The following is a 21,760-nucleotide window of genomic DNA, read 5'->3' as shown; positions in this document are numbered from 1 at the left end:
GAAACCAAATAATAATTATTCATTATTTTATTTTATAAAGCTTTTTATTGTTTTTTCTAATCCTTCTTTAACTGTATATGGTAGTTTTTCTATTCCTAAAGCTCCCTTAATTTTTTTATTAGATACTGCATAATTTTCAGTCAACTTTTGAACAACTTCAGAATTTAAAGGAAAGTTCATCAAATCGCCAAATTTTGCCATTCCATTTATAATTACTTTAGGAATTACAATGGACAAATTTTTTTTGTTTGAAACAGAAGATATGATTTGAACTAATTCATTTGTTGATAAAACCTCATCATCTGCAAAATTATAAACTCCGGATGGAATTTCTTTGTTTACAAGAATTTCTCTAATCATAAAGTTTAGATTATCTATCCCTAAAAATGATCTTTGATTCTCAAATGCTGCCAAAGGATAAGGTATTTTTTTCTTGACCACATTATAAAGAAGATTCAAATTCCCTTTATTTCCAGGACCATGAATCATACATGGCCTAATAATAAAAACTCTTTTACCTTGTGGGATTTGTTTTGACATAATATATTCTTCTGCCTGCAATTTTGATTGTCCATACGGAGTTTTTGGGTTAGGTTCAATATCTTCATATAAAATCTCCAAAACATCATCTGCAACAGCTTTTACACTACTAAAATAAATAAAATCTTGAATTTCACTTTGCAAAAAAACATCAAATAATCTTTTCGTTAAATCCGTATTTACTTTAAAATATTCAGATGCATTGCTGGTATTTTTTGTATCATGTGCTTTTCCTGCTAAATGTATAATCACGTCACCATCAAAAATATTTTTCCAGTCTGAATTTCTCAATGAAATTCCTTCTATCAAAAAAGAAAAACTTGATAGATAAGTTGACAGATTTTGACCTACAAATCCTGATAAACCTGTTAGAATTATTTTCATCTATTTAAATTGAGATAATGTTTTCTTATTTATTTTCTTTCTTTCACTATCAAAAAACCAACCCCATTTATTAAAATATGTTATTGCAGAATTTATAAATATTTTAAATAAGTTACTACTTTTGTTAGCGCCAGATTCATACCCATGATAAACCGAAACTAATGGAAAATATATCGTTTTATAGTGCTGATGCATTCTTCTTGATAAATCCCAATCTTCAAAATACATAAAGAAATTATCATCATATACCCCAACTTTTTTTATTGCTTCCAAATTCAACAACGTGAAGCAACCTGAGAGTACAGGAGCATTATAAATGGTATTTTGAGGAACTTGCCGTAATTCATAACGATTAATAAATTTTTGGTAAAATATAGCTGGTCTTTTTAACTTCCTCCATAAAATACTCAGCGGATTAGGCAATAATTTAGGTAGACTTTGAATGGTACTGTCTAAATTTAGAATCTGCGGCATCATCATTCCAACTGTAGAATCATTATTCATATATTCTACCATTGATGAGATAACATCTGAATCGAAAAATATATCCGGATTAACAATGAAATGATATCTCCTACAATTTTGTAGCGATTTTTGAATAGCAATATTATGAGCTGCTCCAAAACCAGGATTAAAAGGATTGTGTATATAAATTATTCTCGAATCAAAATCTTGAAAGACTTTTAGCTCATTTGTTGGCGAATTGTCTATTAAGTAAAGTTCTAATTTCTGCTCTGTGCGAAAAAGACTTTGAATAGTTTTCTTAAGTTCTGCCGTATTAGTTTGATATAGGACAATACTAGCTGAAATTAATTTTTCCATGTTTAGAAGTTAATCATTTTATTATACAACATTAAGTAATTTTTACTCATCATTTCAACAGTATACTTTTCTGCGACTTTTCTAGAAAAATTTTGTAAAAAAGAGTGTTTATTTTTTTCTAAATATAGAATTGCCTCTTTTAGCGATTTCATATCATCCAGTTCAAAATAAGAAACTTCAGTTTCATCAAAAATCTCCTTAAATATTGGTAAACTAGAACATACAACTGGTAGTTTAAATTGTGCAGCTTCAAGCAATCCTAAAGGAAAACCTTCTGAATAAGAAGTCATTGCATAAAAATCAAAAAAAAACAGGTATCGATAACCATCCTTCCTGTAGCCAAGAAACAAGCATCTTTCATATACTCCAAGTTTCAGAGACAAATCTATTAGTTTTTCTTTTTCTTGACCATCTCCAACAAAAACTAATGCATAATCTTTTAAATCTGGAAGTACTTGTACAAGTTGCGAAAACCCTTTGATCTTCATTAACCTTGCAGAAACACCTATAATCTTATAATTACTCTTAAGCTTTTTAATCCTTTCAATATCTTCAGCATCTATTTCAGCATTCAATCTTACATCATTTAAACTTCTGCCATTATAAATAACATGAAGTTTGTTTATTTTTAAAGTTCTTGAATATTGCTTCTTCATATTTTGAGATAACATAACTACCGCATCCTGATAACGTAAAGCAAATAACCAAATTTTATTAACAAAAAAAGAAACAAACATATTATGTGTATCTTTTAATACTTTATATATATCATTATGCAGAGTAGAAACACATTTTGCATTCTTAATATATTTTTTATTACGCCATATATATAAATCAGGTCTTAACATATGAGAATGAATAATATCATACTTATCAAAATCTATTTTATCAAAAAAAGATATTTTATGACATGCACATTCAAATCCAATTTCATTTTTACCTTCAAAATAATAAATTTCAATCAGACTTACCTTGTCTTGAATTTGGTCAATCAAATCCTTAACTACTAGCACTGGTGCTTGATTAACTAGTTTTGGCAAAATAAAGGCTATTTTCATAATCTGGATTTATTGAGATTAACCCCTTTTATTTAAAAAAAGAAACGAGACCAATTAAAAATCTAAAAAGAATCTTTTTTCTTAACTGATAAGTCCCATTTATAAAGCAAGAAATAAGTAATTTGTTTGCTTTAAAATATTGTTTGCTTTTTATATTAATACATGCAATATGATAGTTCAATACAGCTTTTATCTGTTGCCTAATTTTTCTATTATTTTCATGTTCTATAATTGGATTGTATAATGCTTTATATCTATTAACCTGCCTTTCATCATGATATGTAAAATTATCATCCCCAACAGCATAATAACCTAAAACTACCGGTACATATGTAAACTTCACATTCACTTTTGCTAATTTCAGCCACAGCTCAAAGTCTTCCAAACCGCTTATGTTTTTGGATTCATTAAAACCATCCGTTTTTTTTAGCATTTCATTTCTAATACATGTAGATGATGTAGGAATAGAGTTAATATTACATAAAAGACTATAGTATGTGTTAGTTGAAGACAATTTTCTACATGTCATAGTTTTATATCTTTTACCTTTTTTTACAATTTCCAAATTATGATATAAAAAATCAACAATATTTAAATCAAGATTACTTATATATTCAAGTCTATCTGAAGTATACCAATCATCAGAATCTAAAAAACATACCCACTGGCCTAAAGCTTTTTCTATTCCTAAATTTCTTGGAGCAGCTGGTCCCCCTGAATTTTCCTCAATAAAAATGTAGCTTAAGTTAAGTTTATTTACATAATCCATAGCTACAGCCTTAGTATTATCTGAAGATCCATTATCACAAACAATAACTTCAAAATCTTTATAGGTCTGTTCTACCAATGACTTCAGGCAACGATCTAAATCTGTCTCTCTATTATAAGTTGGAATTATAATAGAAAAAAGAAATTTATAATTATTCATCAAATACTTTTTATTAAACTGCTTTAAGTTTTATCTAAAAAAACAGTATCATTTTCTTTCTCCAGATAGTCAAACAAGTCATTAATTCCTCTTTCAAGACTCCATTTAAGACTGAACCCTAAACTAACAATCAATCCATTGTCAACAACATAATCTACATGATTATTTTCAGAACAAAGAGGTTTTGATATTAACGGTAGTTCACTACCATACTTCTTAAGATAAATCTTCTGAATTTCTAAAGCAATATCCATTATAGAAATTGTCTTTCCTGAACTTAGATTATAGACATTATGTTTTGCGTTGGTTTTTATTATGACTTCAACAGCCTGACAAACATCCCAACCATGAATAAAATCCCTCAACGGAGAACCATCAGACTGAAGAACTATCTCTTTTTTAAAAAATGCCATACGACAAAGATCATTAATTACAAGCCACCAGCAATTATTTTCTCTAAAAATAGGAGCACCATAACTATTAGATAAACGAACTACACTACACTGAACCGTAGAATTACGATTATAATAATCGCATATTATTTCTCCAATATGGTGGGTTAAACCATATGGGCTTTGTGTACAAACTACATTACTTTCACTTATGTCTCCCCCAGAAAATAAATCATAAACCTGTGTAGTGGAAAAATAAATAAATTTTTCCAAGTTGTTTTTTGCGAAAACATTAAGTAAGCTCCAAACAGGTGTTATGTTTACTGCGCTGACATCTGAAGGAATACCATTATTTGATTGATGATGGTCTAATGAAACAAGATGGATTACTATTTGAAATTGTTTAAAAGCCAACTTATTTACAAATTCATTATTCCTTAAATCACCTATAATTACTTCCTCCATCTTATCCTTCCATGCGATATCAGATGGTACATTTGAATGACATAAAGCCGTAACATTATAATCAAGGTCAGCAAGGTATTGACATAATCGAGAGCCGATATAACCACTAGCTCCCGTTATAAGGACTTTTTTCTTTACCATCGATATTCGATATCTTTTAGTTCCGCTTTGCGTTCAACTTCTGAAGGGTCATGCTCAAGATTAGCTAGATTAAGAAGTAAATTGTAATCTTCTCCTACTCCTGAAAAAGCTACCCATACACCACATGGAATTGTAATTCTCTGATAATTATTCACTCCTAATGTCACTTCAAAAAAAGAATTATAAGTAGTACTATTTTTTCTATCATCATAAATTACAAATCTTATACTACCAACAGGTACTATAAAATTGAGTGTCATTTTTAAATGCTTTTTCCATGGTTTAATATCGTTATAATTAATAGTCGAAAAATAAGCTTCTCCAAAACCTAAAAAACCATCATCACTTTTTTTCATAGCATGAAACACATCACCTTTTGGATGATGTATCTGCTTTAATGGAGTAAGTAATACCCCTGCAATTTTTATTTCGTCCATGCCAGTTTCTTGTTGATCGCTAAATCTTCATACCCCTCAATCTGTGTTTTTGTATAAGCAAACATATCTGGTTTATTATTATAAAACTCATAATACCAATCACTTGTATACTCTAGTAAAGTTTGATAATTAAGCGTAGGTTTCCATCGAAAATGAAATAATGCTTTATCACAATTGAGTTTTAAAAGTCCTGCTTCATGAAATTTAATATCCCCAGTAATTCGATAAGCGAGTTTTGAGTCTTCAAAATGCCAACGCACACTCATATCTTCAAGAATTTCCTGTACCGTATGATCATATTCTGCCTGTGGCCCAAAATTAAAACTTTCCCCTGTTAAAGAATGATTCTTATATAGCTCCTCCCCTAACTGTAGATAACCACTTAAAGGCTCTAGAACATGCTGCCATGGTCTTGTAGCTTTTGGACTCCTGATTTCTACATATTTTCCTTCACTCCAAGAACGCATACAATCAGGAATAATTCTGTCCAATGCCCAATCACCCCCACCTATTACATTCCCAGCGCGGGCTGTAACAATCTGCACCGGCATTCCTTGTTTCTTGAAAAAAGAATGATAATAAGATTTGAAAATTACTTCAGCTGCTCCTTTACTTCCACTATAAATATCTTTTCCTCCAACGGCATCAGTTTCTTTATAACCATAAATCCATTCGACATTATCATAACATTTATCACTAGTGATAATAACTGCTGTACAAGGCTTATTATAATTTCGCAAAACTTCTAAGATATTCGCCGTCCCCATTACATTACTAGAAATAGTGTCTAAAGGTTCAATATATGAGAAAGACACGATGGGTTGTGCTGCGAGGTGGAATAAAAAATCTGGCTCAATTTTATTTACTATTTCATTCATTCGTGCAAAATCTCGAATATCTGCCATAAAGTGAGTCATTTTATTAGCCAAATCTAACTCTTCAAACATTGAAGGTTTAGTAGGCACGTCTTTGGACACGCCATATACATCGGCTCCTAACGAAATGAGCCAGATGCAAAGCCAACTTCCTTTAAAACCCGTGTTTCCAGTAACTAATACTTTTTTTCCTCTGTAGACATCTCCAAATAACTTTTTATTTACCATTTTACCCAAGGTGCTTTATTATCATTGTACAATTCATTCAAAAGACTATATTCACGTGATGTATCCATTGGCTGCCAAAAGCCGTCATGTTCGAATACTTTTAATTCTCCCATTGAAACTAATTTTTTCATTGGTTCTTGCTCTAATACTAAATCATCATCATCGCTAAGGATATCTAAAAACGCATTATTACAAACAAAAAAACCGCCATTGATACGACCTCCGCTAGCTTGTGGTTTTTCATTAAATCCTGTAATTGTTGACCCATCCTCAGCTATGCCAAGTTCACCGAAACGACCAGGAGGACGTACACCCGTCAATGTTACCATCTTACCGTGGGATTTATGAAAGGCAACTAATTTTTCTACATCAATATCCCCTACACCATCACCATAAGTTAACATAAAGCAAGAATCATCTCCTATATATTTTTTTATACGCTTAACACGTGCTCCAGTCATAGTTTTAATACCCGTTTCTGCAAGGGTAATTTCCCAACCATCTTCATCATGTCTGGCTTCAGAGACTATTTGTTCAGACTTTTTCCCTAATTTAATAGTAACATCGGAACTTCGAAGTTCATAATTAATAAAAAAATCTTTTATTACTTCACTTTTATATCCCATACATAATACAAAATCATTATATCCATAACTAGCATAAGTTTTCATAATATGCCATATAATTGGCTTTCCTCCTATAGGAATCATAGGTTTTGGTATATCATCAGCGACATCACGGATTCTTGTTCCATATCCTCCACATAATATTACTGTTTTCATAGTATCTTAATTTATTTTTTATTTTTACTTTACAATTTTTACTACTTTATTTCATACTAACCTCATTTGAGCCTTCCTCAATCTCATTCAACCATTTACAAATCAATATATTAAACATAAACAAAGGTGTAAATAGAATTACAACACTATTTAAAAACAAAAGATTTGCAATCATAAACCATTTTGATTTATAAGTAAAATATATTACAAAAATCAAAACTAAAACCGTACTAATTATTCCGTTTTCAACTAATAATTTAATTATCTGGTTTGATTCACCTTTGTCAAATTTTTTCTCTAAATACCCTGGTGATCTACCAAGCAATAGGTCTAAAGGCGATGCGCTTGCAATCAATAAAAAGGATACACCTACTCTTTCTTCTCTATCATCTGACGAAGAAGGCCCTAAACTTTCTATAATCTTATCCTTGGGTATCAGCATAAAACCTAAAAAAAATATGACAAACAATATCATGCAAATCATCTTCTCCTGCATCCCGGCCCATCTTAAAATCAGATATAATGTTGCGATTCCGAAAACTATAAAAAAAACTAACCACATCATTGTTGACATGGTACTCAATGCTCCCATGAATACAATCAATTGAACAAAGAATATCTTTTTTTTATTTTTTAAAAATTTAGATATTAAAAAAAAATTTGCCGTTAGAAACCAGCCCATGTAACTTGGTTCAAAAAGGTATCCACATGCTCTTCCAATAACAGTCGAATCAAAATTTTTAGCATTAATATAACCTAATATTGGAAAATAAAAATACTTATATCCTTCATCTCCACCAATAGGTCTATAAGAATAAGGGAGTAAATTTAAATTAAATGCTAGAAAAGAAATAATACAAAGTACAGAAGTAATTAATATTAACCAGAAATAAAAATTTACAATCAATATTTTACAATTTTTAATCCTATGTATACTAAGCAGTACGCTTATAATTAAAATTACATAAGTTAAGAAATAAGAAGCCCCTTCAAGACTATTTCCAGTCATTTTCCAATAAAAAACCTCTATTACAAAAAAAGAAATAAATGGTAAATAAAAATAAACAAACTTCTTTTTCTTAACAACATGAAGCAAAAAGAACAATGTAATCATACACAACATTGGAATTCTTATAAACGCACTTATATCCAAAGACATAACAAAAGGTGGTGAAATAAAGATAAGTACACCAATTAAAAAGGCAAGAACCAAAGCCGTATAATTAAATTTCATTCAAACTCATTGTTTTAAATATTTAGATCGTGATCTTTTGTTCCTCCCATTCAATTGTTTTTTCAATCGCTAAGTCAAAATCTGTAAATTCAAAATCAATTAAAGACTTCAACAACGAAATATCCAGACAAAAATCTTTAATATCAGTTGGTTTTGATTCAACATATTTTATTTCAAAATTTGGTATATATACTTTTATTCTATCTAATATGCTATTCAGTTGATGCGTTTCTCCTGAACCAACATTCACAACTTTATTAACAATTTCATTTCTTATAAACTGGAAAACGATTTTAACCAAATCATAGATAAAAATATAATCTTTAGACTGACTTCCATCACCCCAAACTTCTAAAGATTTACCATTAACCGCACGTCTGACAGCAACATTAATCACACCTTGTTCTTCTGAATTATGATAAGGTCCAAAAGGATTAGAGATTCTCAAAATAAGATAATTTATACCATAATGTCTTTGATATAATTTAAGGTAGTTCTCAATAGCTAGTTTAATAATTCCATAGGAACTTATTGGTGTACAGCTTGTATCTTCTGAAATAACAGGAACTCTTTTCTCTCCATAAACTGCTCCGCCAGAAGAGAGATACAAAATAAAATTACAACGATACTCTTTCATCACCTCAAGAAGACCAATTGTAGAAATTAAATTTCCATTTATATCATTGTGAATATTTTGATTAGAAGAAACTGGAATCGAGGATGAGGCTAAATGGAATACTTTTTTAAAATCCCATCGACTAAAAAGTTTTTTTAAGACTTCTTTATCACCATAATCTCCTAATTCATAAACAACATCTTTATGTTCTGAAATTTGATTATATCTCGATAATACTATTAATTGATAATTTAAAGAATCAGTATGGCTAATAAAATACTCAATTATGTTTTTACCAATAAAACCTGTACCTCCCAAGAGGAGAATATTTTCTTTAACTTGCATTTATACTTTTATATATTTCATTCAATCTTAACCCGTAATTCTCTGGTGTATATTTTTTATATGATAACTTTGCATTAAATGAAAATTTAGACCTTAAATCCTCATTTATGTATAAATTATATATCTGTTCTACTAATTCTTTTATAAGTCTTTCTTTATTATTACTTACAAGTATTCCATTAATACCAGAAGTTATAACTTGCGAAATACCAGCAAAATCTGTAGCAATAATGGGTTTTCCCTCTCCAAGTGCACTAAGAAGTACAAGCGGCATATCTTCATCACTAATTGATGGTAGCAAAAACACATCTGATGCTGCGATAAAATCCTCACTATCATTTCTATACCCTAGCAAAAAAACATTCTTAGATAATTTTAAGTCAATTAACATTTGTTTTAAGAGATTTTCATTTTCACCATTACCGACTAATAACAAAAATAATTTATCTTCCAAAAACGGATGTCTCTCGAATAATAACCTTACTGCTTTAATAAGATATTGTTGTCCTTTCCTATCTGATAGAAACCCAACCTGTGTCAGTATAAAACTATTTTCTGCAATGCTCAAATCACTACAAATTTGTTTTCTGTTCCGTTTTGTTACAACAAGTGGTACACAATTATCAACAACAAGTATTTTTTCTTCTTTAAACTTTCGTTGTAGAATAAGCTGTTCTTTTGCCTTATTAGATGCATTTATAAAAAAAGAAACTTTTTTCTGTATAAACATATCAAAACAAAAATCAAAATAATTCTTATTCTTCCTTGCCTGATTATTGACTTGATAAACTATTTTAGCCTTTGCTGTTATACTATTAGCAACAACTAAAACATTACAGCTTTTAGCTCCTGGATAACCTCCATTATTAACGTGTATAATATATGGTTTAGTCTTAAGAAGAAAAAAAAAGAAAATCAAAAAATTCCATACTGTATATAATTTTATCTTTTCAATTATGAAAAATGGAATTTTAATACCTGTTTTAATAAAGCTAGGTATTGCCAAGCCATTTATTCTATAAAAAAGAGTTTCATTAGCAAGTAGTAACAAAGGATAGTTGTTTTCACCACCTAATAAACCTTCATTTAAAAGCCCTGCTTCGTAATCTTTATGTTTCCTATAAGCAAAAAAAAGTTCATAATTATTATTTAAAATTTGATTCTTCAACAAAAAAGCCATTAATTTCTCGCTACCACCATAAATATAACAATCACTAAAAACAAGTAATCTCTTATTTTCTACCATATCTTAATTTTAGGTGAAATTTTAAATTGAAGCTACAAATATATTCATTCATAAAAACACTATTCTTTTCTATAACTTTTTATTAATCTTCCCACAAGGTTTCTCCAATTTTCAGAAAATAAATACTGTATTACAAAAGCAATAATCAGCAAACATCCTGCACAAACCGAAACAATTAATAAATTTAGTTTTTCTTTATCTGTAGGTAAATAATCCTTCACTAAATATGTAGAAAAAAGTATAAACAGAATAGGAAAGAACATAGGCATAAAAATTTTTTTAACTGATTGTATAAAACTTATTTCTAAAAATTTAAGCATCAAATTATAATATACAAACGCTGCAAGGGTAAACGCTAAGAGTTTGAAAATTGCAAATGAAATGACTCCCAAATTATTATAAGTTAATAAAATCCCTCCCCAAAATAACAATGGAAGTAAAGTAGCAATTAAATACATTTCATTCTGACGTTCCTTAGCCATTAATAGTGTACTAATAGGATAAGCTATGAAAGCAAAAAAATTACAAAAAATAAGAAAGCGAATAATTTCTACAGATTTTATATAATTAGGACCAACCCAAGAAAGTACAAAAGGATAAGCTAACATAGCTATTGTAATTATTGGTAAAACAATAATTGGAGCCAGTATAGAAACAACTTGTAAAACAAACAATTTAAGATTTCCTTCTTCATTAGTTCCAATAAAATGATTGAAACGGATGTTAAATGGACTAAATATAATACCTAATATACTTCGAAAAAAAGTTAGTATAGTTAAACCAACTGCATAAACTGCAACTTGATTTGCTCCCAAGAGTTTTCCTACTGAAACTGTATCTAGTTCATAATATAGAATCCAAGAAACTGTAAGATATAAACTCGTGAAGGCAAGTCCTTTTGTTTTATAATAAACATCTCTATTAAAACGTATCGATTTAATCAAACTCATAAAATCATAATTATACCTTCTTTTAGCAATAAAAAGAGTAAATAAAGCCGCAAAAAGATTAATAATTTGAGTAAATAAAAAATAACCTACAATATCATATTGTCCCATTCTAAAAAACCATAATACTGAAACCAGCTTCAGAATACTTGCTACAATATTCGTTCTTTGAATAACAAAATCTTCCATTCTTATCCCAAAAACCATTTGTAATAATCTTTGCAAAAAAGTGATTGGAGTAAAAAAAGCTAAAATCAACAATAAAGAAGATGCAATACTTTCCTGTTTAAAATTTGTAAGTCCTTTAACTAACAATTCAGGCTGAAAACTCAACGTAAAAAAGCCAAGGGAAAATACTAATAAAAAAAGAAGTAAAATAAAATTTGTAAAACCTATAACCTTAATTTCTTCTTTTATTTCACCTCTTGCAAAATACTCCGCTGCATATTTTTGTCCAGCCCCAATAAACCCAAAATCTGCATAAGCCAAAAAAATAGAAAAGGAAATACATATTGAATAAATTCCATATGTAATAGGATCTGAAGTAAGATATGGAACTACAACAAACATTGAAAGAAAATTTAGAACCAAAGAGATAACTTGCCAAAGGTAAATTTTAAGATAATTTTTAGTATAAGATTTTTGCACTGTAGTATTATAAAAATATAAATAAGTATATTAAAAAAAAGTTATGGGGAATTAAAAATCTACCAGAATTAAATGGTTTTAAGAATTTAAAATATTTAAGAATTTTTCCTCATCGTTAATATCAATTTCTAAAAAATCGTTTAATTTTTTAAAATTAATATTACTACTTGGATTCTTAATATTATAACTTATATCATCATAATTATTAGATAACTTGATAAACGATTCACCTGTAAAGGGTGGAACTAGTGGCATTCCTTCAAGTGTAACTCCATCAAAAACAGGATCAAATAAAATATAATTCTTATTACATTTTAAAGCGTCAAGTAACATTGTTGACGTCGGGCCAATTACTAATGAAGCTTTTGCCAAAGATTCTTCCTTTGAACAATTATCGATAGTAAAAAAATTATCGGGTAAATTTTTGACATAAAAATCAGGGTCTTCTGAGGGATGAAGTCGTAAAGTTGCCTTTTTTACGCCTAGTTTCTTTAAATTCTGTTTAACTAATTCTGTATAATATAAAACTACCGATCTATCAGTTGTCAATATTAGCTCAGTAGATGTACTTGGGGTGCCGCAAGTTGCTTTTGTAAGTACCAAAATATCTGTAAGATTAGACTCAAGATTTGATTCCTTAAAAGAAGAATAAATAGGGTGCTTCAAAGTTAATATCTTCTTTTCATCAATACCATTCTTTACATAAAGTTCCTTTAAGCCTTTACCCCAAACAATCAAATAATCTGCCCTGTTATCATCCACATTATTATATCTTCCAGGCATTCCATGAAGATAGACGAAAGTCGGAATTTTTGCTTCTTTAGCAATTTTTATGGCTAAGTTTTCAAAAAAGGCTAAATCATTTGGCACTATAAGTGCATTCACTTTATATTCTTCAAATAATAATGAAAGTTCTACTTTGAAAGCATTAATAAGAGATTCAAATTCAGAAGATAATAATATTTTAATGCTTTTCTTTTTAAAATTATCATTTATCTTTTTGATAATTTTAATTAACTTTAGAGAACAAAAAGTATTCTTACTCGGAGAAAAAATCCAAGGCGGTAGCATAGTTGTATATTTTTCTTGATAAATATTTACATATGCATTACTTAGAATAATATTTTCTCCTTTATTCCATTTCGATAATTTATTTCGTAAGTATAGTAACCAGAAAAACTTGGTTCTAATTAAAATTTTTAGTGATTTTTTTAAATCAGGTTTATTAGAAAGATGATGATCACTATAATCAAATAAAATTCCATTGATATTAGTTAACAAAAAATCATATTTTTCAATATCAATATCAGCAGAAATGCTATTATAATAATAGTTTTTGTTCTGTTTACTCATTTTAACCATTTTAGCTGAAATCTTTCCCCTTTCTTAACATTACTATTAATCGGTCTTCCTAAGATTTCGTTATAATATTTCGGGTGAAGGCCAAAACCTGGTCGAATAGAACGAACATTTTCTTCCGTTACAATATCCCCTTCCTTCATGTCTTCAACTACATAAAGAGATCTTGAAAAATCTTTCCCTTTTGCTTGTTTTTCAGTCAATGTGTAATCTATTATACCAATTGCACTTTCAGCTTCACGAACTGCTTTTACCATTGATGCAAACTCTTCTTCATTCATCGAGAAAGAAGCATCTGGACCACCTATTGAACGATCTAATATAAAATGCTTTTCAATAATTTTAGCTCCAAATACGGTTGCAACGATCGGGACAGTTGCTCCCATTGTATGATCCGAAAGACCACTAATTACATTGTATCTTTCAGATAAATCTTTTACCATACACATATTAGCTTCTTCAATTGGAGCAGGATAACTAGACGTGCATTTCAATAATGCGACATCTTTATTGCCCATTCTATGGCAAGCATCTAAAGCTAATTCAATATCTTCTAATTCAGCTATTCCTGTAGATATAATTACTGGTTTCCTTTTTGATGCTACATATTCAATTAAAGGAATATCCGTAATTTCAAAAGAAGCAATTTTATAAGCAGGCACATTCAAAGTCTCTAAAAAATCAACAGCAGTTTTGTCGAATGGGGAAGAAAAGCAAGCTAAACCTTCTTCTTTTGCTACTCTAAACAACTCTTCATGCCATTCCCATGGGGTATAAGCTTCTTGGTATAATTTATAAAGATTTTTGCCCTCCCAAATTGTTCCTTTAATTAAAAAATCTTCGTTATTGGAATCAATTGTTATAGTATCAGCTGTATAGGTCTGAAATTTTATGCAATCTGCCCCTGCTCGTTTTGCGGCACGAATAGTTTCAATAGCAGTATCTATACTACCATTATGGTTAGCTGAAAGCTCTGCAATAATGAAAACCCTACTTTCTTCATCTATTTTGAAATTATCTATTTTCATACTGTTTTATTTTTATGTAATGAAAACTATTAAAATTCTCATACTTCATCATCAAATTAAATTTAAACCCTGCTTTTTCGAAAACATATTTAGAGCTTAAATTTGTTTCTTTTATAAACGCATTTATCGTAAAGTTAGGATTTAATTGTAAAAAAAAATCCGTTGCCATTTCGAGCATTTCTTTTCCATAGCTTTTCCCTCTATGCTCCAAGGCAATAGATATACCAATTAAAGCATCAGAGTCATTTTCTTTTTGAATTCTTATTTGTCCAACCTTTAAATTCTCTTCATTCTCAAAAATCAACATCATACATGAAGTATCACTTAATTTGGACTTGAACCAACTTTCATGATTTTCTAGATCAATTGTACCAGAATTGTATGATTGCTCTCTAACAATTGAATCATTTGCCCATTCAAAATACAGTCTCATATCAGCCAAACTTGCTTTTTTAAAACTTAACATATTCTATTTGTTTTTGAATGAATTACTACATCAATATATTTATCATCAAAAAAACAATGTTCTTTCAATCTAGCTTCTTCAACAAAATTAGAATTTTCAAGTACACTATATAAATGAGGCCTTAAATCAAAAGCATAAGTGAAAATTTTATGCATTTTTAAATCATAGAACGCTACTTTTTCGATTAGTTTTAAATAATTGATCCAGATAGCAGAAAAATTTTCTTCCTCTAATTCAGTTTTCATAATAAACGAAATTTCAGCATTTTTATCAATCCAATTTATATGAACTAATCCTCCATATCCTATGAATTCGTTGTCTTTTAATAACGAAAATAAAATTTGATTAGGTTTCTCTTCTTCAAATAATTTAGCAACAATTTCACTGAAATAATAATCCTGCTGAGCTTTAGTTAATAAGCTTTTTTGCCTTAAATGATAAATTTGCTCATTTCTTATTTTTAATATATCATATTTATCCTCGTCTCTAATTGGAACTAACGAAAGTAACTCTTCTTGAAATATTAAATTTGATAAACATTTGTAACTTCTCATTTTTATTAATTCAGTCTCTTAAAACCACCATGACAAATTGGTCCTTTTAAAAGGTTTTCAATTTGCAAATTACCATTTTCACAATTAGCTATTTGATGATAAACTTCGTCCAAAGCAGTAAAATATAACTCTAAATTTTCGTCATTATGCGCGGTTGATGCATAAAAATTGGTACTGGCAAGAAACCCTTTATCAAGCATTTCTTGTGCAATTAATGTTTTGTAAGCCATTGCATCTGAACTATTAAATCCATAAGTACTTAAAGCTGGTATACCTGAAATTGTGATACTTAAACCATGAGCATCTGCAAGTTTTTGCCACCCATCACGCATTTTAGTTCCTATTTTTGTAATCGTTTCCCACGATTTCACACGTTCCATTACTTTTAGAGTAGCAACTGCTGCTGTAGGACCTATTCTTTCAGTCCAAAAAGTACTACTTATAAAGGTGCTTTGGGCAGCCTCCATAACAGATTTTTTTCCCACAACCGCTGTTAAAGCATATCCATTACCAATAGTTTTTCCATACATTGCCATATCTGGCTCTACTCCATATTTTTTATAAATGCCACCAAAAGTTTCTCTAAAACCAGAGGTACATTCATCAAAAATAAGTACAATATTTTTTTCAGTAGCTAAAGCTCTCACTTTATGTAAAAAATTATCTTCAGGACCAAAATTTCTTACTACTTCCATTTTGATTACCCCAATATCATTCTCTTCAACGATTGATAATAACTCCTCATAATTATTATAATTGAAAGGAAAGACAGTATCTTTCAAATTTTTAGGCACTCCTTTTGGACTTAACCCTGGGATTAAATGCCCTGATAAATCATCGCTTCCATTATGATTTGCTGACAAATACCAATCATGCCATCCATGATAACCGCATATTGCTACTTTATCTTTTCCAGATGCTGCACGAGCAATACGAATTGCAATTGAATTAGCTTCACCTCCACTCCTGGCAAGACGCACCATATCTGCCCAAGGATTCAATTCAATTAACTTTTCTGCTAAATAAACCTCTTCTGGGCAATTTAGAGTAGTCATATTTCCATTTTTCACAGTTTCCATAACGGCACTATCAACTTCATCATTACCATATCCAAGTGTATTTGTACCGATGCCCATTATAGACATATCTAATAATTCTTTTCCATCAAGATCCCATATTTTACAACCTTTAGCCTTTGAAAAATAAGAAGGCCATTGATCGGGTAAAAACATTTCTGGTCGTTTTGACAGTAACATTGTTCCACCTGGAATTAGGTTTTTAGCTTTTTTATATAACTCTTGTCCGGTTCCCATTTTATTTATCGTTTTTTAAAGAATTCAACAATCCTTCATTTCTAACAATTTGATCATTTAATTTCATTAAGTTGTTTTGGATAATATAGTTTGTATATTCTATCCAAGACTTTTCTGTACCCAATTTATTTATTAAAATTTCCATTAATTCAAAATCTCTGCTTTCATCAACGGTCATTCTTATTTTAGAGAAATTGAAATGACATGGATAATTAACTGCTTCAAACAAATTTCCGCCATTAAAATCTGAATAATTTCTTATATATGGTGTAACATGCTCTCTTTCCGACAATAAACGTGCATTTTTCCATGCAAGCTCTAATGCTGAAAATTTAAAAACTTCAACATCTTGTCCGTCAGGATAATCTTCAACAAATCCGTTTGAACAATAATCTTTATCATTCTCTTGGGCAAAAACTATAATTTTATCAACTAACTCAGAATCAATCAGTGGACAATCAGATGTCACTCTTACAATCCAATCTGCTTTTTTATCTTTTACTGCTTGATAAAAACGATCCAATACATCTGACTCAGAACCTTTTGAAGCACTAACACCCCATGCAATTGCTCTCTCATAAATTATTGAATCTTCATTATTACTAGTTGTTGCAACAATTATTTCTGATACTTTAGAACATTTCTTTAAGCGTTCCAGATGGATTTGAAGCAATGATTTTCCCCCAATCTCTTTTAATACCTTGCCTGGTAATCTACTACTACCAGTTCTAGCTTGAGTAATTAACACCGTTTTTATATCCATAATGATGGGTTTAATAAATCAAAATCATTAACCTTCAATCTATTTATTGCCAATATCGTCTCCTTACTAATTTTATAATTAACTGATTTCAAATTATCAACCAACTGATTAACCGAATCTACTCCAATTAACACTTGATCAATGTTTTTTTGAGATAAGCAATAACTTAATGCTAAATTTGAAATACTTACGTTCCCTTCAATAGCAATTTTTTTTATCATCGTTAATTCATTAGATAATTTTTGAGCAACGTAGTTATCTTCGAGATTCTCTTTAAAAAACATACCTTGTAAAAAAGCCGATCTTGTATGAATAACCTTAGACTTATTTTTCAACTTCTCCATTAGATCTCCTCGCACTGACTCATTATCTAATAAATTAAAAGGCATTTGAACAACAGTTATGATATCATCTAACAATAAGTCCTCAATTTGTTTATTAGTATAAACAGAAACACCAATATGTTTAATCAAACCTTTACTTTTCAAATCTTTTAAAATTACCAAGATTTGTTTATTATCTATATACGACTCAAAAGAATGAAACATTAATGTCTCGATCGAATCAACATGTAAATCATAAATATATTTAGCTACAGTTTGCTCTATATTTTTTAGTATGCTGTGATGTGGAATTTTAGTAATGACATTAAACTTTATTTTTGGATTTAGCTTGTGGAAATCACCAATTACCTCATGTGCATTACCATATGCTTCTGCTGTATCTAAAGTATCCACTCCTAATTCATGCGCTTTTTGGAGAATTTCGCAACAATTTTCAAAAGATATCTTTCCAGAATTATTGTTAATTCCATAATCCAATCCCATTTGAACAGTACCTAATATTACTTTATTTTTCAATTTATTCTATTTTTAAGAATAGTAAGAAATAATTTTTTCGATGACAAATTTTTGTTCATCATTTGTCAACGTGGGATACATTGGTAAACTTATACAGTTCTTATAATACTCTTCGGCATTTGGCATATCTTTTTCTTTCCAGCCAAATTGTTTATAATATGGCATTAGATGACAAGGAATATAATGTATTTGAGCAAAAATTTTATTCTCTCTTAAATAATTATATAACCCAAGACGATCTTCTACTTCAATAACATAAAGATGATAAGCATGTCCTTCAACGACCCCGGATTGCCCTTTAACGAAAGATTTTGTTTTAAACACTTCATTATATAGTGCTGCAATCTCTCTCCTTTTTATTAACCCATCCTCTGCCCTTTTTAATTGACTAATTCCTAATGCTGCCTGAAAATCCGTTAACCTATAATTAAATCCTAAAGTCTGCATTTCCATGTACCAGCCTGGATAAGTATTAATTATATCATTATCAGTTCCATTTGCAAAACTTACTGAATTCTGATACTCTAATTCGTTTTTTGTAATACCATGAGTACGTAAGGCTAAAAGTTTTTTATAAAGTATCTCGTCGTTTGTTGTAATCATTCCACCTTCACCGCAAGCAATATGCTTAACAGGATGAAAAGAAAAAATAGCAAAATCAGCAAAATTACTATTACCACAATTTTGACTGTCTCCTTTTGTGTCATTAAAAAATCCACCCGGAGCATGGCAAGCATCCTCAATAATCCACAAATCATATTGATTTGCTAATTTTCTATACGCTTCTAAATCTACAGCTCTTCCCGCAAAATCTACGGGAATAATTCCTTTATATGTCCCCTTTGGCGAAGATTCTAGTAACTCTTTAACTTTTACAATATCTAAAAGATATGTACTAGGATCAATATCTGAAAAAATAACTTCTCCACCACAATATCTCACACAATTTGCTGAGGCGGCAAAAGTAATTGGAGTAGTGATAACTTTATCACCAGCTTTTACATCTAATGCCAATGCACATAAATGCAAGGCTGCCGTTCCGTTTGAAACTGCAACAGCAAACTTACTTCCAACATATTTAGCAAATTCTTTTTCGAATTCTAAAATCTTAGGTCCTTGAGTCAAATAATCAGATTGTAATGATGCTATTACTACATCAATATCTTGCTGAGTTATATTTTGACGACCGTAGGGTATTGCTTTATCAATCATTTATTAAAAGTTTGAATCTACATGTTCTTTAATCAATTCTCTTAATCCTTCAACGGTTTCCCATTCTGTATTTGTCCCCGAATTATAATTAAATCCTTCTGATACTTTAACAGCATTAAAAGAAGAAATAAAATCATCAAGACTAAAATTAGGAACTGAAGGTAATATCGTAAAATATTTCCCCAAATCATATGTGTTATATGAATCCGATGAAGTAATCATTTCTTCATGAATTTTTTCTCCCGGTCTTATTCCTATAATATCTAAACTACATTCTGGAGCTATTGCCTCAGCAACGTCGGTAATCTTGTAAGATGGAATCTTAGGAATAAAAATTTCGCCACCCCAAGCCTCTTCGATAGCATGAATAACCATATCAACTCCTCCTTGTAAAGAAATGTTAAAACGAGTCATAGTTGGATCTGTAATCGGCAATTTACCTTCACTTTTTTTCTTTATAAAAAATGGTATTACTGAACCATTAGATCCCATTACGTTTCCGTAACGTACGACTGAGAACTTAATTGGATTTGTCCCTTTAATATTATTTGCTGCTACAAACAATTTATCAGAAGTTAACTTTGTTGCTCCGTATAAATTAATTGGCGCGCAAGCCTTATCTGTAGATAATGCTACTACATTTTGAACACTAGTTTGTAACGCAGCGTGAATAACATTTTGCGCTCCACCAATATTTGTTTTTATGCATTCATCAGGATTATATTCAGCTAAATGAACATGTTTCATCGCTGCTGCATGAATTACAACATCAACACCTTGAAAAGCTCTTATAAGCCTTTCCTGATCACGAACATCTCCTAAAAAAAATCTAATTTGTGGATAGTCTTTTTCCGGATACTCCTGAGCCATCTGAAATTGTTTTTGCTCATCTCTTGAAAGGATTATTAATTTTTTTATATTCGGATACTCTTTAAAAATATGTGATGTAAGTGCTTTTCCTAAAGAACCTGTACCTCCGGTAATTAAAATTGTTTTATTATCTAAAGCCATATGCTAAATTATTTTATTCTATTATATTTTTAGAAGTATTAGAAGAAATTCGTCTGATAATTAAAAGTATCACAATTAAAAAACCAGCCAAAAAACCACCAAGAATTATCCCTTTAGTTTTGCCAAATTTTTCTTTCTTTAATGGTAAAATGGGCTTATCAATTATTTGAATTAAGGGTGTTTCTTTACGTAAAGTTACTTTTGCAAGTTCGCTTTGTTTTACTAATTCAGTCAATATAGCAGTATTTGCCTGAACATCAACTTGTCTTCTCACAGAAGGAGCACGACGTACATTAAGAGCAGGATTTAAATTGAAAGTATTATCATTTGCTACTGCTACACCGGTAATAGCTCCATTTAATTCATTGCGAATAGAATCGGTTTGTCTTTGCAAAATATTCATATTGTTCCTAGCTTTTTTACTTTTAGTTTCAACATAAAAATCAGATACTTTCCTGGCAAGAGCTTCACAAAAATATTTAGAAAACAATTCATTTGTAGATGAAACATCAATACTAATAATTGCAATTTTCTTATCTTTCTGACCTACATCAAAACCTCCTTTTAAAAGACCTTCATACATTACGCCCATAATACTATCCTGAACACGAGTATAGTTTTTCCTTTGAGAATTAGGCAAAAAATTTATATTCTTGAGCTTCGGATTATTATTCCAGTTTTGCCGCCAATTATAATTCTGAATATACATCTCTGCTAATGAGATAACTTTACCGTTTACCATTACAGGCGTTAATAATGTTTGTTCAACCATATTACGGGATTTGAACAACTCAGTTAGATTAGATCCCGTAAAAATACTCCCTCCACCACCTCCTAAATCTAATCCTAAAGAGCCTGCTAAACCTAACGCACTGCCTAAGCCTCCTCCAGATCCCCCACCATCTTCAAGAGCAAAAGATAAAGTTGCAGTATATATAGGCTTTTTACTGAAAGAATATACTATACCTAAAGCAGATCCTATAATTACTGCTAAACCAATAATCTTCCATTGCGATAAAAGATAATTACGCCATTCTTTTATTTTAACTATTAATTCGCTTAACGATATTTCATCATTGTTAATAGAGTTATTATCCATTATAATT

At 29.9% G+C, this 21,760-nt stretch carries 22 protein-coding genes; all 22 read right to left on the bottom strand.

Translation table 11 applies throughout. The features are described from left to right. Positions 1 to 27: 27 nt before the first annotated feature. The 22 genes from ACHRVX_RS17075 to ACHRVX_RS16970 all read right to left on the bottom strand — a co-directional run bounded on the left by ACHRVX_RS17075 (position 28) and on the right by ACHRVX_RS16970 (position 21,753). Entirely contained in the window at positions 28 to 924 is an 897-nt protein-coding gene (locus ACHRVX_RS17075; protein WP_395334328.1) for an NAD-dependent epimerase/dehydratase family protein, read from the bottom strand. After that, the gene (locus ACHRVX_RS17070; protein ID WP_395334326.1) at positions 925 to 1,746 is read right to left on the bottom strand and encodes a glycosyltransferase; all 822 of its coding nucleotides are present in this window, start codon (positions 1,744 to 1,746) and stop codon (positions 925 to 927) included. 2 nt (positions 1,747 to 1,748) lie between these two features. Continuing rightward, entirely contained in the window at positions 1,749 to 2,804 is a 1,056-nt protein-coding gene (locus ACHRVX_RS17065; RefSeq protein WP_395334324.1) for a glycosyltransferase family 4 protein, read from the bottom strand. A gap of 28 nt (positions 2,805 to 2,832) precedes the next feature. Then, a complete protein-coding gene (locus ACHRVX_RS17060) occupies positions 2,833 to 3,732 on the bottom strand; it encodes a glycosyltransferase family 2 protein (protein WP_395334322.1) in 900 nt (299 codons plus the stop codon). Positions 3,733 to 3,755: 23 nt separating this feature from the next. Continuing rightward, positions 3,756 to 4,730, bottom strand: coding sequence for an NAD-dependent epimerase/dehydratase family protein (locus tag ACHRVX_RS17055; protein WP_395334319.1), 975 nt, complete (start codon positions 4,728 to 4,730; stop codon positions 3,756 to 3,758). Then, complete coding sequence (locus tag ACHRVX_RS17050) at positions 4,724 to 5,167, bottom strand: dTDP-4-dehydrorhamnose 3,5-epimerase (protein ID WP_395334317.1); 444 nt, start codon at positions 5,165 to 5,167, stop codon at positions 4,724 to 4,726. Before ACHRVX_RS17050 ends, ACHRVX_RS17055 begins: the two co-directional genes overlap by 7 nt. Beyond that, complete coding sequence (rfbG, locus tag ACHRVX_RS17045) at positions 5,155 to 6,270, bottom strand: CDP-glucose 4,6-dehydratase (RefSeq protein ID WP_395334314.1); 1,116 nt, start codon at positions 6,268 to 6,270, stop codon at positions 5,155 to 5,157. The genes ACHRVX_RS17050 and rfbG overlap by 13 nt, the downstream gene beginning before the upstream one ends. Continuing rightward, positions 6,264 to 7,052: a glucose-1-phosphate cytidylyltransferase gene (gene rfbF, locus ACHRVX_RS17040; RefSeq protein ID WP_395334311.1), complete on the bottom strand. Its 789-nt coding sequence runs from the start codon at positions 7,050 to 7,052 to the stop codon at positions 6,264 to 6,266. Before rfbF ends, rfbG begins: the two co-directional genes overlap by 7 nt. Positions 7,053 to 7,098: 46 nt before the next feature. Beyond that, entirely contained in the window at positions 7,099 to 8,286 is a 1,188-nt protein-coding gene (locus ACHRVX_RS17035; protein ID WP_395334309.1) for a hypothetical protein, read from the bottom strand. A gap of 22 nt (positions 8,287 to 8,308) precedes the next feature. Beyond that, positions 8,309 to 9,247 carry an NAD-dependent epimerase/dehydratase family protein gene (locus tag ACHRVX_RS17030; RefSeq protein ID WP_395334306.1) on the bottom strand — a complete coding sequence of 313 codons (939 nt, stop codon included), beginning with the start codon at positions 9,245 to 9,247 and terminating at the stop codon, positions 8,309 to 8,311. Further along, positions 9,237 to 10,493 carry a glycosyltransferase family 4 protein gene (locus ACHRVX_RS17025; RefSeq protein ID WP_395334303.1) on the bottom strand — a complete coding sequence of 419 codons (1,257 nt, stop codon included), beginning with the start codon at positions 10,491 to 10,493 and terminating at the stop codon, positions 9,237 to 9,239. Before ACHRVX_RS17025 ends, ACHRVX_RS17030 begins: the two co-directional genes overlap by 11 nt. A 59-nt stretch (positions 10,494 to 10,552) precedes the next feature. After that, a complete protein-coding gene (locus ACHRVX_RS17020; protein WP_395334301.1) occupies positions 10,553 to 12,010 on the bottom strand; it encodes a polysaccharide biosynthesis protein in 1,458 nt (485 codons plus the stop codon). Positions 12,011 to 12,166: 156 nt separating this feature from the next. Next, complete coding sequence (locus ACHRVX_RS17015; RefSeq protein WP_395334298.1) at positions 12,167 to 13,441, bottom strand: hypothetical protein; 1,275 nt, start codon at positions 13,439 to 13,441, stop codon at positions 12,167 to 12,169. Next, a complete protein-coding gene (gene pseI, locus ACHRVX_RS17010; protein ID WP_395334296.1) occupies positions 13,438 to 14,475 on the bottom strand; it encodes a pseudaminic acid synthase in 1,038 nt (345 codons plus the stop codon). The genes ACHRVX_RS17015 and pseI overlap by 4 nt, the downstream gene beginning before the upstream one ends. Further along, on the bottom strand, positions 14,462 to 14,941 hold the full coding sequence (locus ACHRVX_RS17005; RefSeq protein WP_395334293.1) for a GNAT family N-acetyltransferase: 480 nt from the start codon (positions 14,939 to 14,941) through the stop codon (positions 14,462 to 14,464). The genes pseI and ACHRVX_RS17005 overlap by 14 nt, the downstream gene beginning before the upstream one ends. Beyond that, positions 14,935 to 15,495 (bottom strand): GNAT family N-acetyltransferase, encoded by a 561-nt coding sequence (locus ACHRVX_RS17000; protein ID WP_395334291.1) that lies wholly within the window; start codon positions 15,493 to 15,495, stop codon positions 14,935 to 14,937. Before ACHRVX_RS17000 ends, ACHRVX_RS17005 begins: the two co-directional genes overlap by 7 nt. Positions 15,496 to 15,500: 5 nt before the next feature. Next, complete coding sequence (locus ACHRVX_RS16995) at positions 15,501 to 16,808, bottom strand: aminotransferase class III-fold pyridoxal phosphate-dependent enzyme (RefSeq protein WP_395334289.1); 1,308 nt, start codon at positions 16,806 to 16,808, stop codon at positions 15,501 to 15,503. A 1-nt stretch (position 16,809) separates the two neighbouring features. After that, positions 16,810 to 17,571, bottom strand: a complete 762-nt coding sequence (locus ACHRVX_RS16990) for a cytidylyltransferase domain-containing protein (protein WP_395334287.1) — start codon at positions 17,569 to 17,571, stop codon at positions 16,810 to 16,812. Beyond that, positions 17,562 to 18,431, bottom strand: a complete 870-nt coding sequence (locus ACHRVX_RS16985; RefSeq protein ID WP_395334284.1) for an aldo/keto reductase — start codon at positions 18,429 to 18,431, stop codon at positions 17,562 to 17,564. The genes ACHRVX_RS16990 and ACHRVX_RS16985 overlap by 10 nt, the downstream gene beginning before the upstream one ends. Positions 18,432 to 18,443: 12 nt before the next feature. Beyond that, positions 18,444 to 19,643 (bottom strand): UDP-4-amino-4,6-dideoxy-N-acetyl-beta-L-altrosamine transaminase, encoded by a 1,200-nt coding sequence (gene pseC, locus ACHRVX_RS16980; RefSeq protein WP_395334281.1) that lies wholly within the window; start codon positions 19,641 to 19,643, stop codon positions 18,444 to 18,446. A gap of 3 nt (positions 19,644 to 19,646) precedes the next feature. Further along, the gene (pseB, locus tag ACHRVX_RS16975; protein WP_395334279.1) at positions 19,647 to 20,654 is read right to left on the bottom strand and encodes a UDP-N-acetylglucosamine 4,6-dehydratase (inverting); all 1,008 of its coding nucleotides are present in this window, start codon (positions 20,652 to 20,654) and stop codon (positions 19,647 to 19,649) included. Between the two features lie 13 nt (positions 20,655 to 20,667). Next, complete coding sequence (locus tag ACHRVX_RS16970) at positions 20,668 to 21,753, bottom strand: lipopolysaccharide biosynthesis protein (RefSeq protein WP_395334277.1); 1,086 nt, start codon at positions 21,751 to 21,753, stop codon at positions 20,668 to 20,670. Positions 21,754 to 21,760: the final 7 nt, after the last annotated feature.

It is taken from the genome of Flavobacterium sp. FlaQc-47, from assembly GCF_044006475.1.
In the GTDB taxonomy this organism is placed as follows: Bacteria; Bacteroidota; Bacteroidia; order Flavobacteriales; family Flavobacteriaceae; genus Flavobacterium.
This window is presented reverse-complemented; position numbering and strand designations above follow the sequence as displayed.

Coding starts and splice junctions, on each gene's coding strand:
- ACHRVX_RS17075 (WP_395334328.1), bottom strand. CDS start 924: ATGAAAATAATTCTAACAGGTTTATCAGGATTTGTAGGTCAAAATCTG.
- ACHRVX_RS17070 (WP_395334326.1), bottom strand. CDS start 1,746: ATGGAAAAATTAATTTCAGCTAGTATTGTCCTATATCAAACTAATACG.
- ACHRVX_RS17065 (WP_395334324.1), bottom strand. CDS start 2,804: ATGAAAATAGCCTTTATTTTGCCAAAACTAGTTAATCAAGCACCAGTG.
- ACHRVX_RS17060 (WP_395334322.1), bottom strand. CDS start 3,732: ATGAATAATTATAAATTTCTTTTTTCTATTATAATTCCAACTTATAAT.
- ACHRVX_RS17055 (WP_395334319.1), bottom strand. CDS start 4,730: ATGGTAAAGAAAAAAGTCCTTATAACGGGAGCTAGTGGTTATATCGGC.
- ACHRVX_RS17050 (WP_395334317.1), bottom strand. CDS start 5,167: ATGGACGAAATAAAAATTGCAGGGGTATTACTTACTCCATTAAAGCAG.
- rfbG (WP_395334314.1), bottom strand. CDS start 6,270: ATGGTAAATAAAAAGTTATTTGGAGATGTCTACAGAGGAAAAAAAGTA.
- rfbF (WP_395334311.1), bottom strand. CDS start 7,052: ATGAAAACAGTAATATTATGTGGAGGATATGGAACAAGAATCCGTGAT.
- ACHRVX_RS17035 (WP_395334309.1), bottom strand. CDS start 8,286: ATGAAATTTAATTATACGGCTTTGGTTCTTGCCTTTTTAATTGGTGTA.
- ACHRVX_RS17030 (WP_395334306.1), bottom strand. CDS start 9,247: ATGCAAGTTAAAGAAAATATTCTCCTCTTGGGAGGTACAGGTTTTATT.
- ACHRVX_RS17025 (WP_395334303.1), bottom strand. CDS start 10,493: ATGGTAGAAAATAAGAGATTACTTGTTTTTAGTGATTGTTATATTTAT.
- ACHRVX_RS17020 (WP_395334301.1), bottom strand. CDS start 12,010: ATGTTTGTTGTAGTTCCATATCTTACTTCAGATCCTATTACATATGGA.
- ACHRVX_RS17015 (WP_395334298.1), bottom strand. CDS start 13,441: ATGAGTAAACAGAACAAAAACTATTATTATAATAGCATTTCTGCTGAT.
- pseI (WP_395334296.1), bottom strand. CDS start 14,475: ATGAAAATAGATAATTTCAAAATAGATGAAGAAAGTAGGGTTTTCATT.
- ACHRVX_RS17005 (WP_395334293.1), bottom strand. CDS start 14,941: ATGTTAAGTTTTAAAAAAGCAAGTTTGGCTGATATGAGACTGTATTTT.
- ACHRVX_RS17000 (WP_395334291.1), bottom strand. CDS start 15,495: ATGAGAAGTTACAAATGTTTATCAAATTTAATATTTCAAGAAGAGTTA.
- ACHRVX_RS16995 (WP_395334289.1), bottom strand. CDS start 16,808: ATGGGAACCGGACAAGAGTTATATAAAAAAGCTAAAAACCTAATTCCA.
- ACHRVX_RS16990 (WP_395334287.1), bottom strand. CDS start 17,571: ATGGATATAAAAACGGTGTTAATTACTCAAGCTAGAACTGGTAGTAGT.
- pseC (WP_395334281.1), bottom strand. CDS start 19,643: ATGATTGATAAAGCAATACCCTACGGTCGTCAAAATATAACTCAGCAA.
- pseB (WP_395334279.1), bottom strand. CDS start 20,654: ATGGCTTTAGATAATAAAACAATTTTAATTACCGGAGGTACAGGTTCT.
- ACHRVX_RS16970 (WP_395334277.1), bottom strand. CDS start 21,753: ATGGATAATAACTCTATTAACAATGATGAAATATCGTTAAGCGAATTA.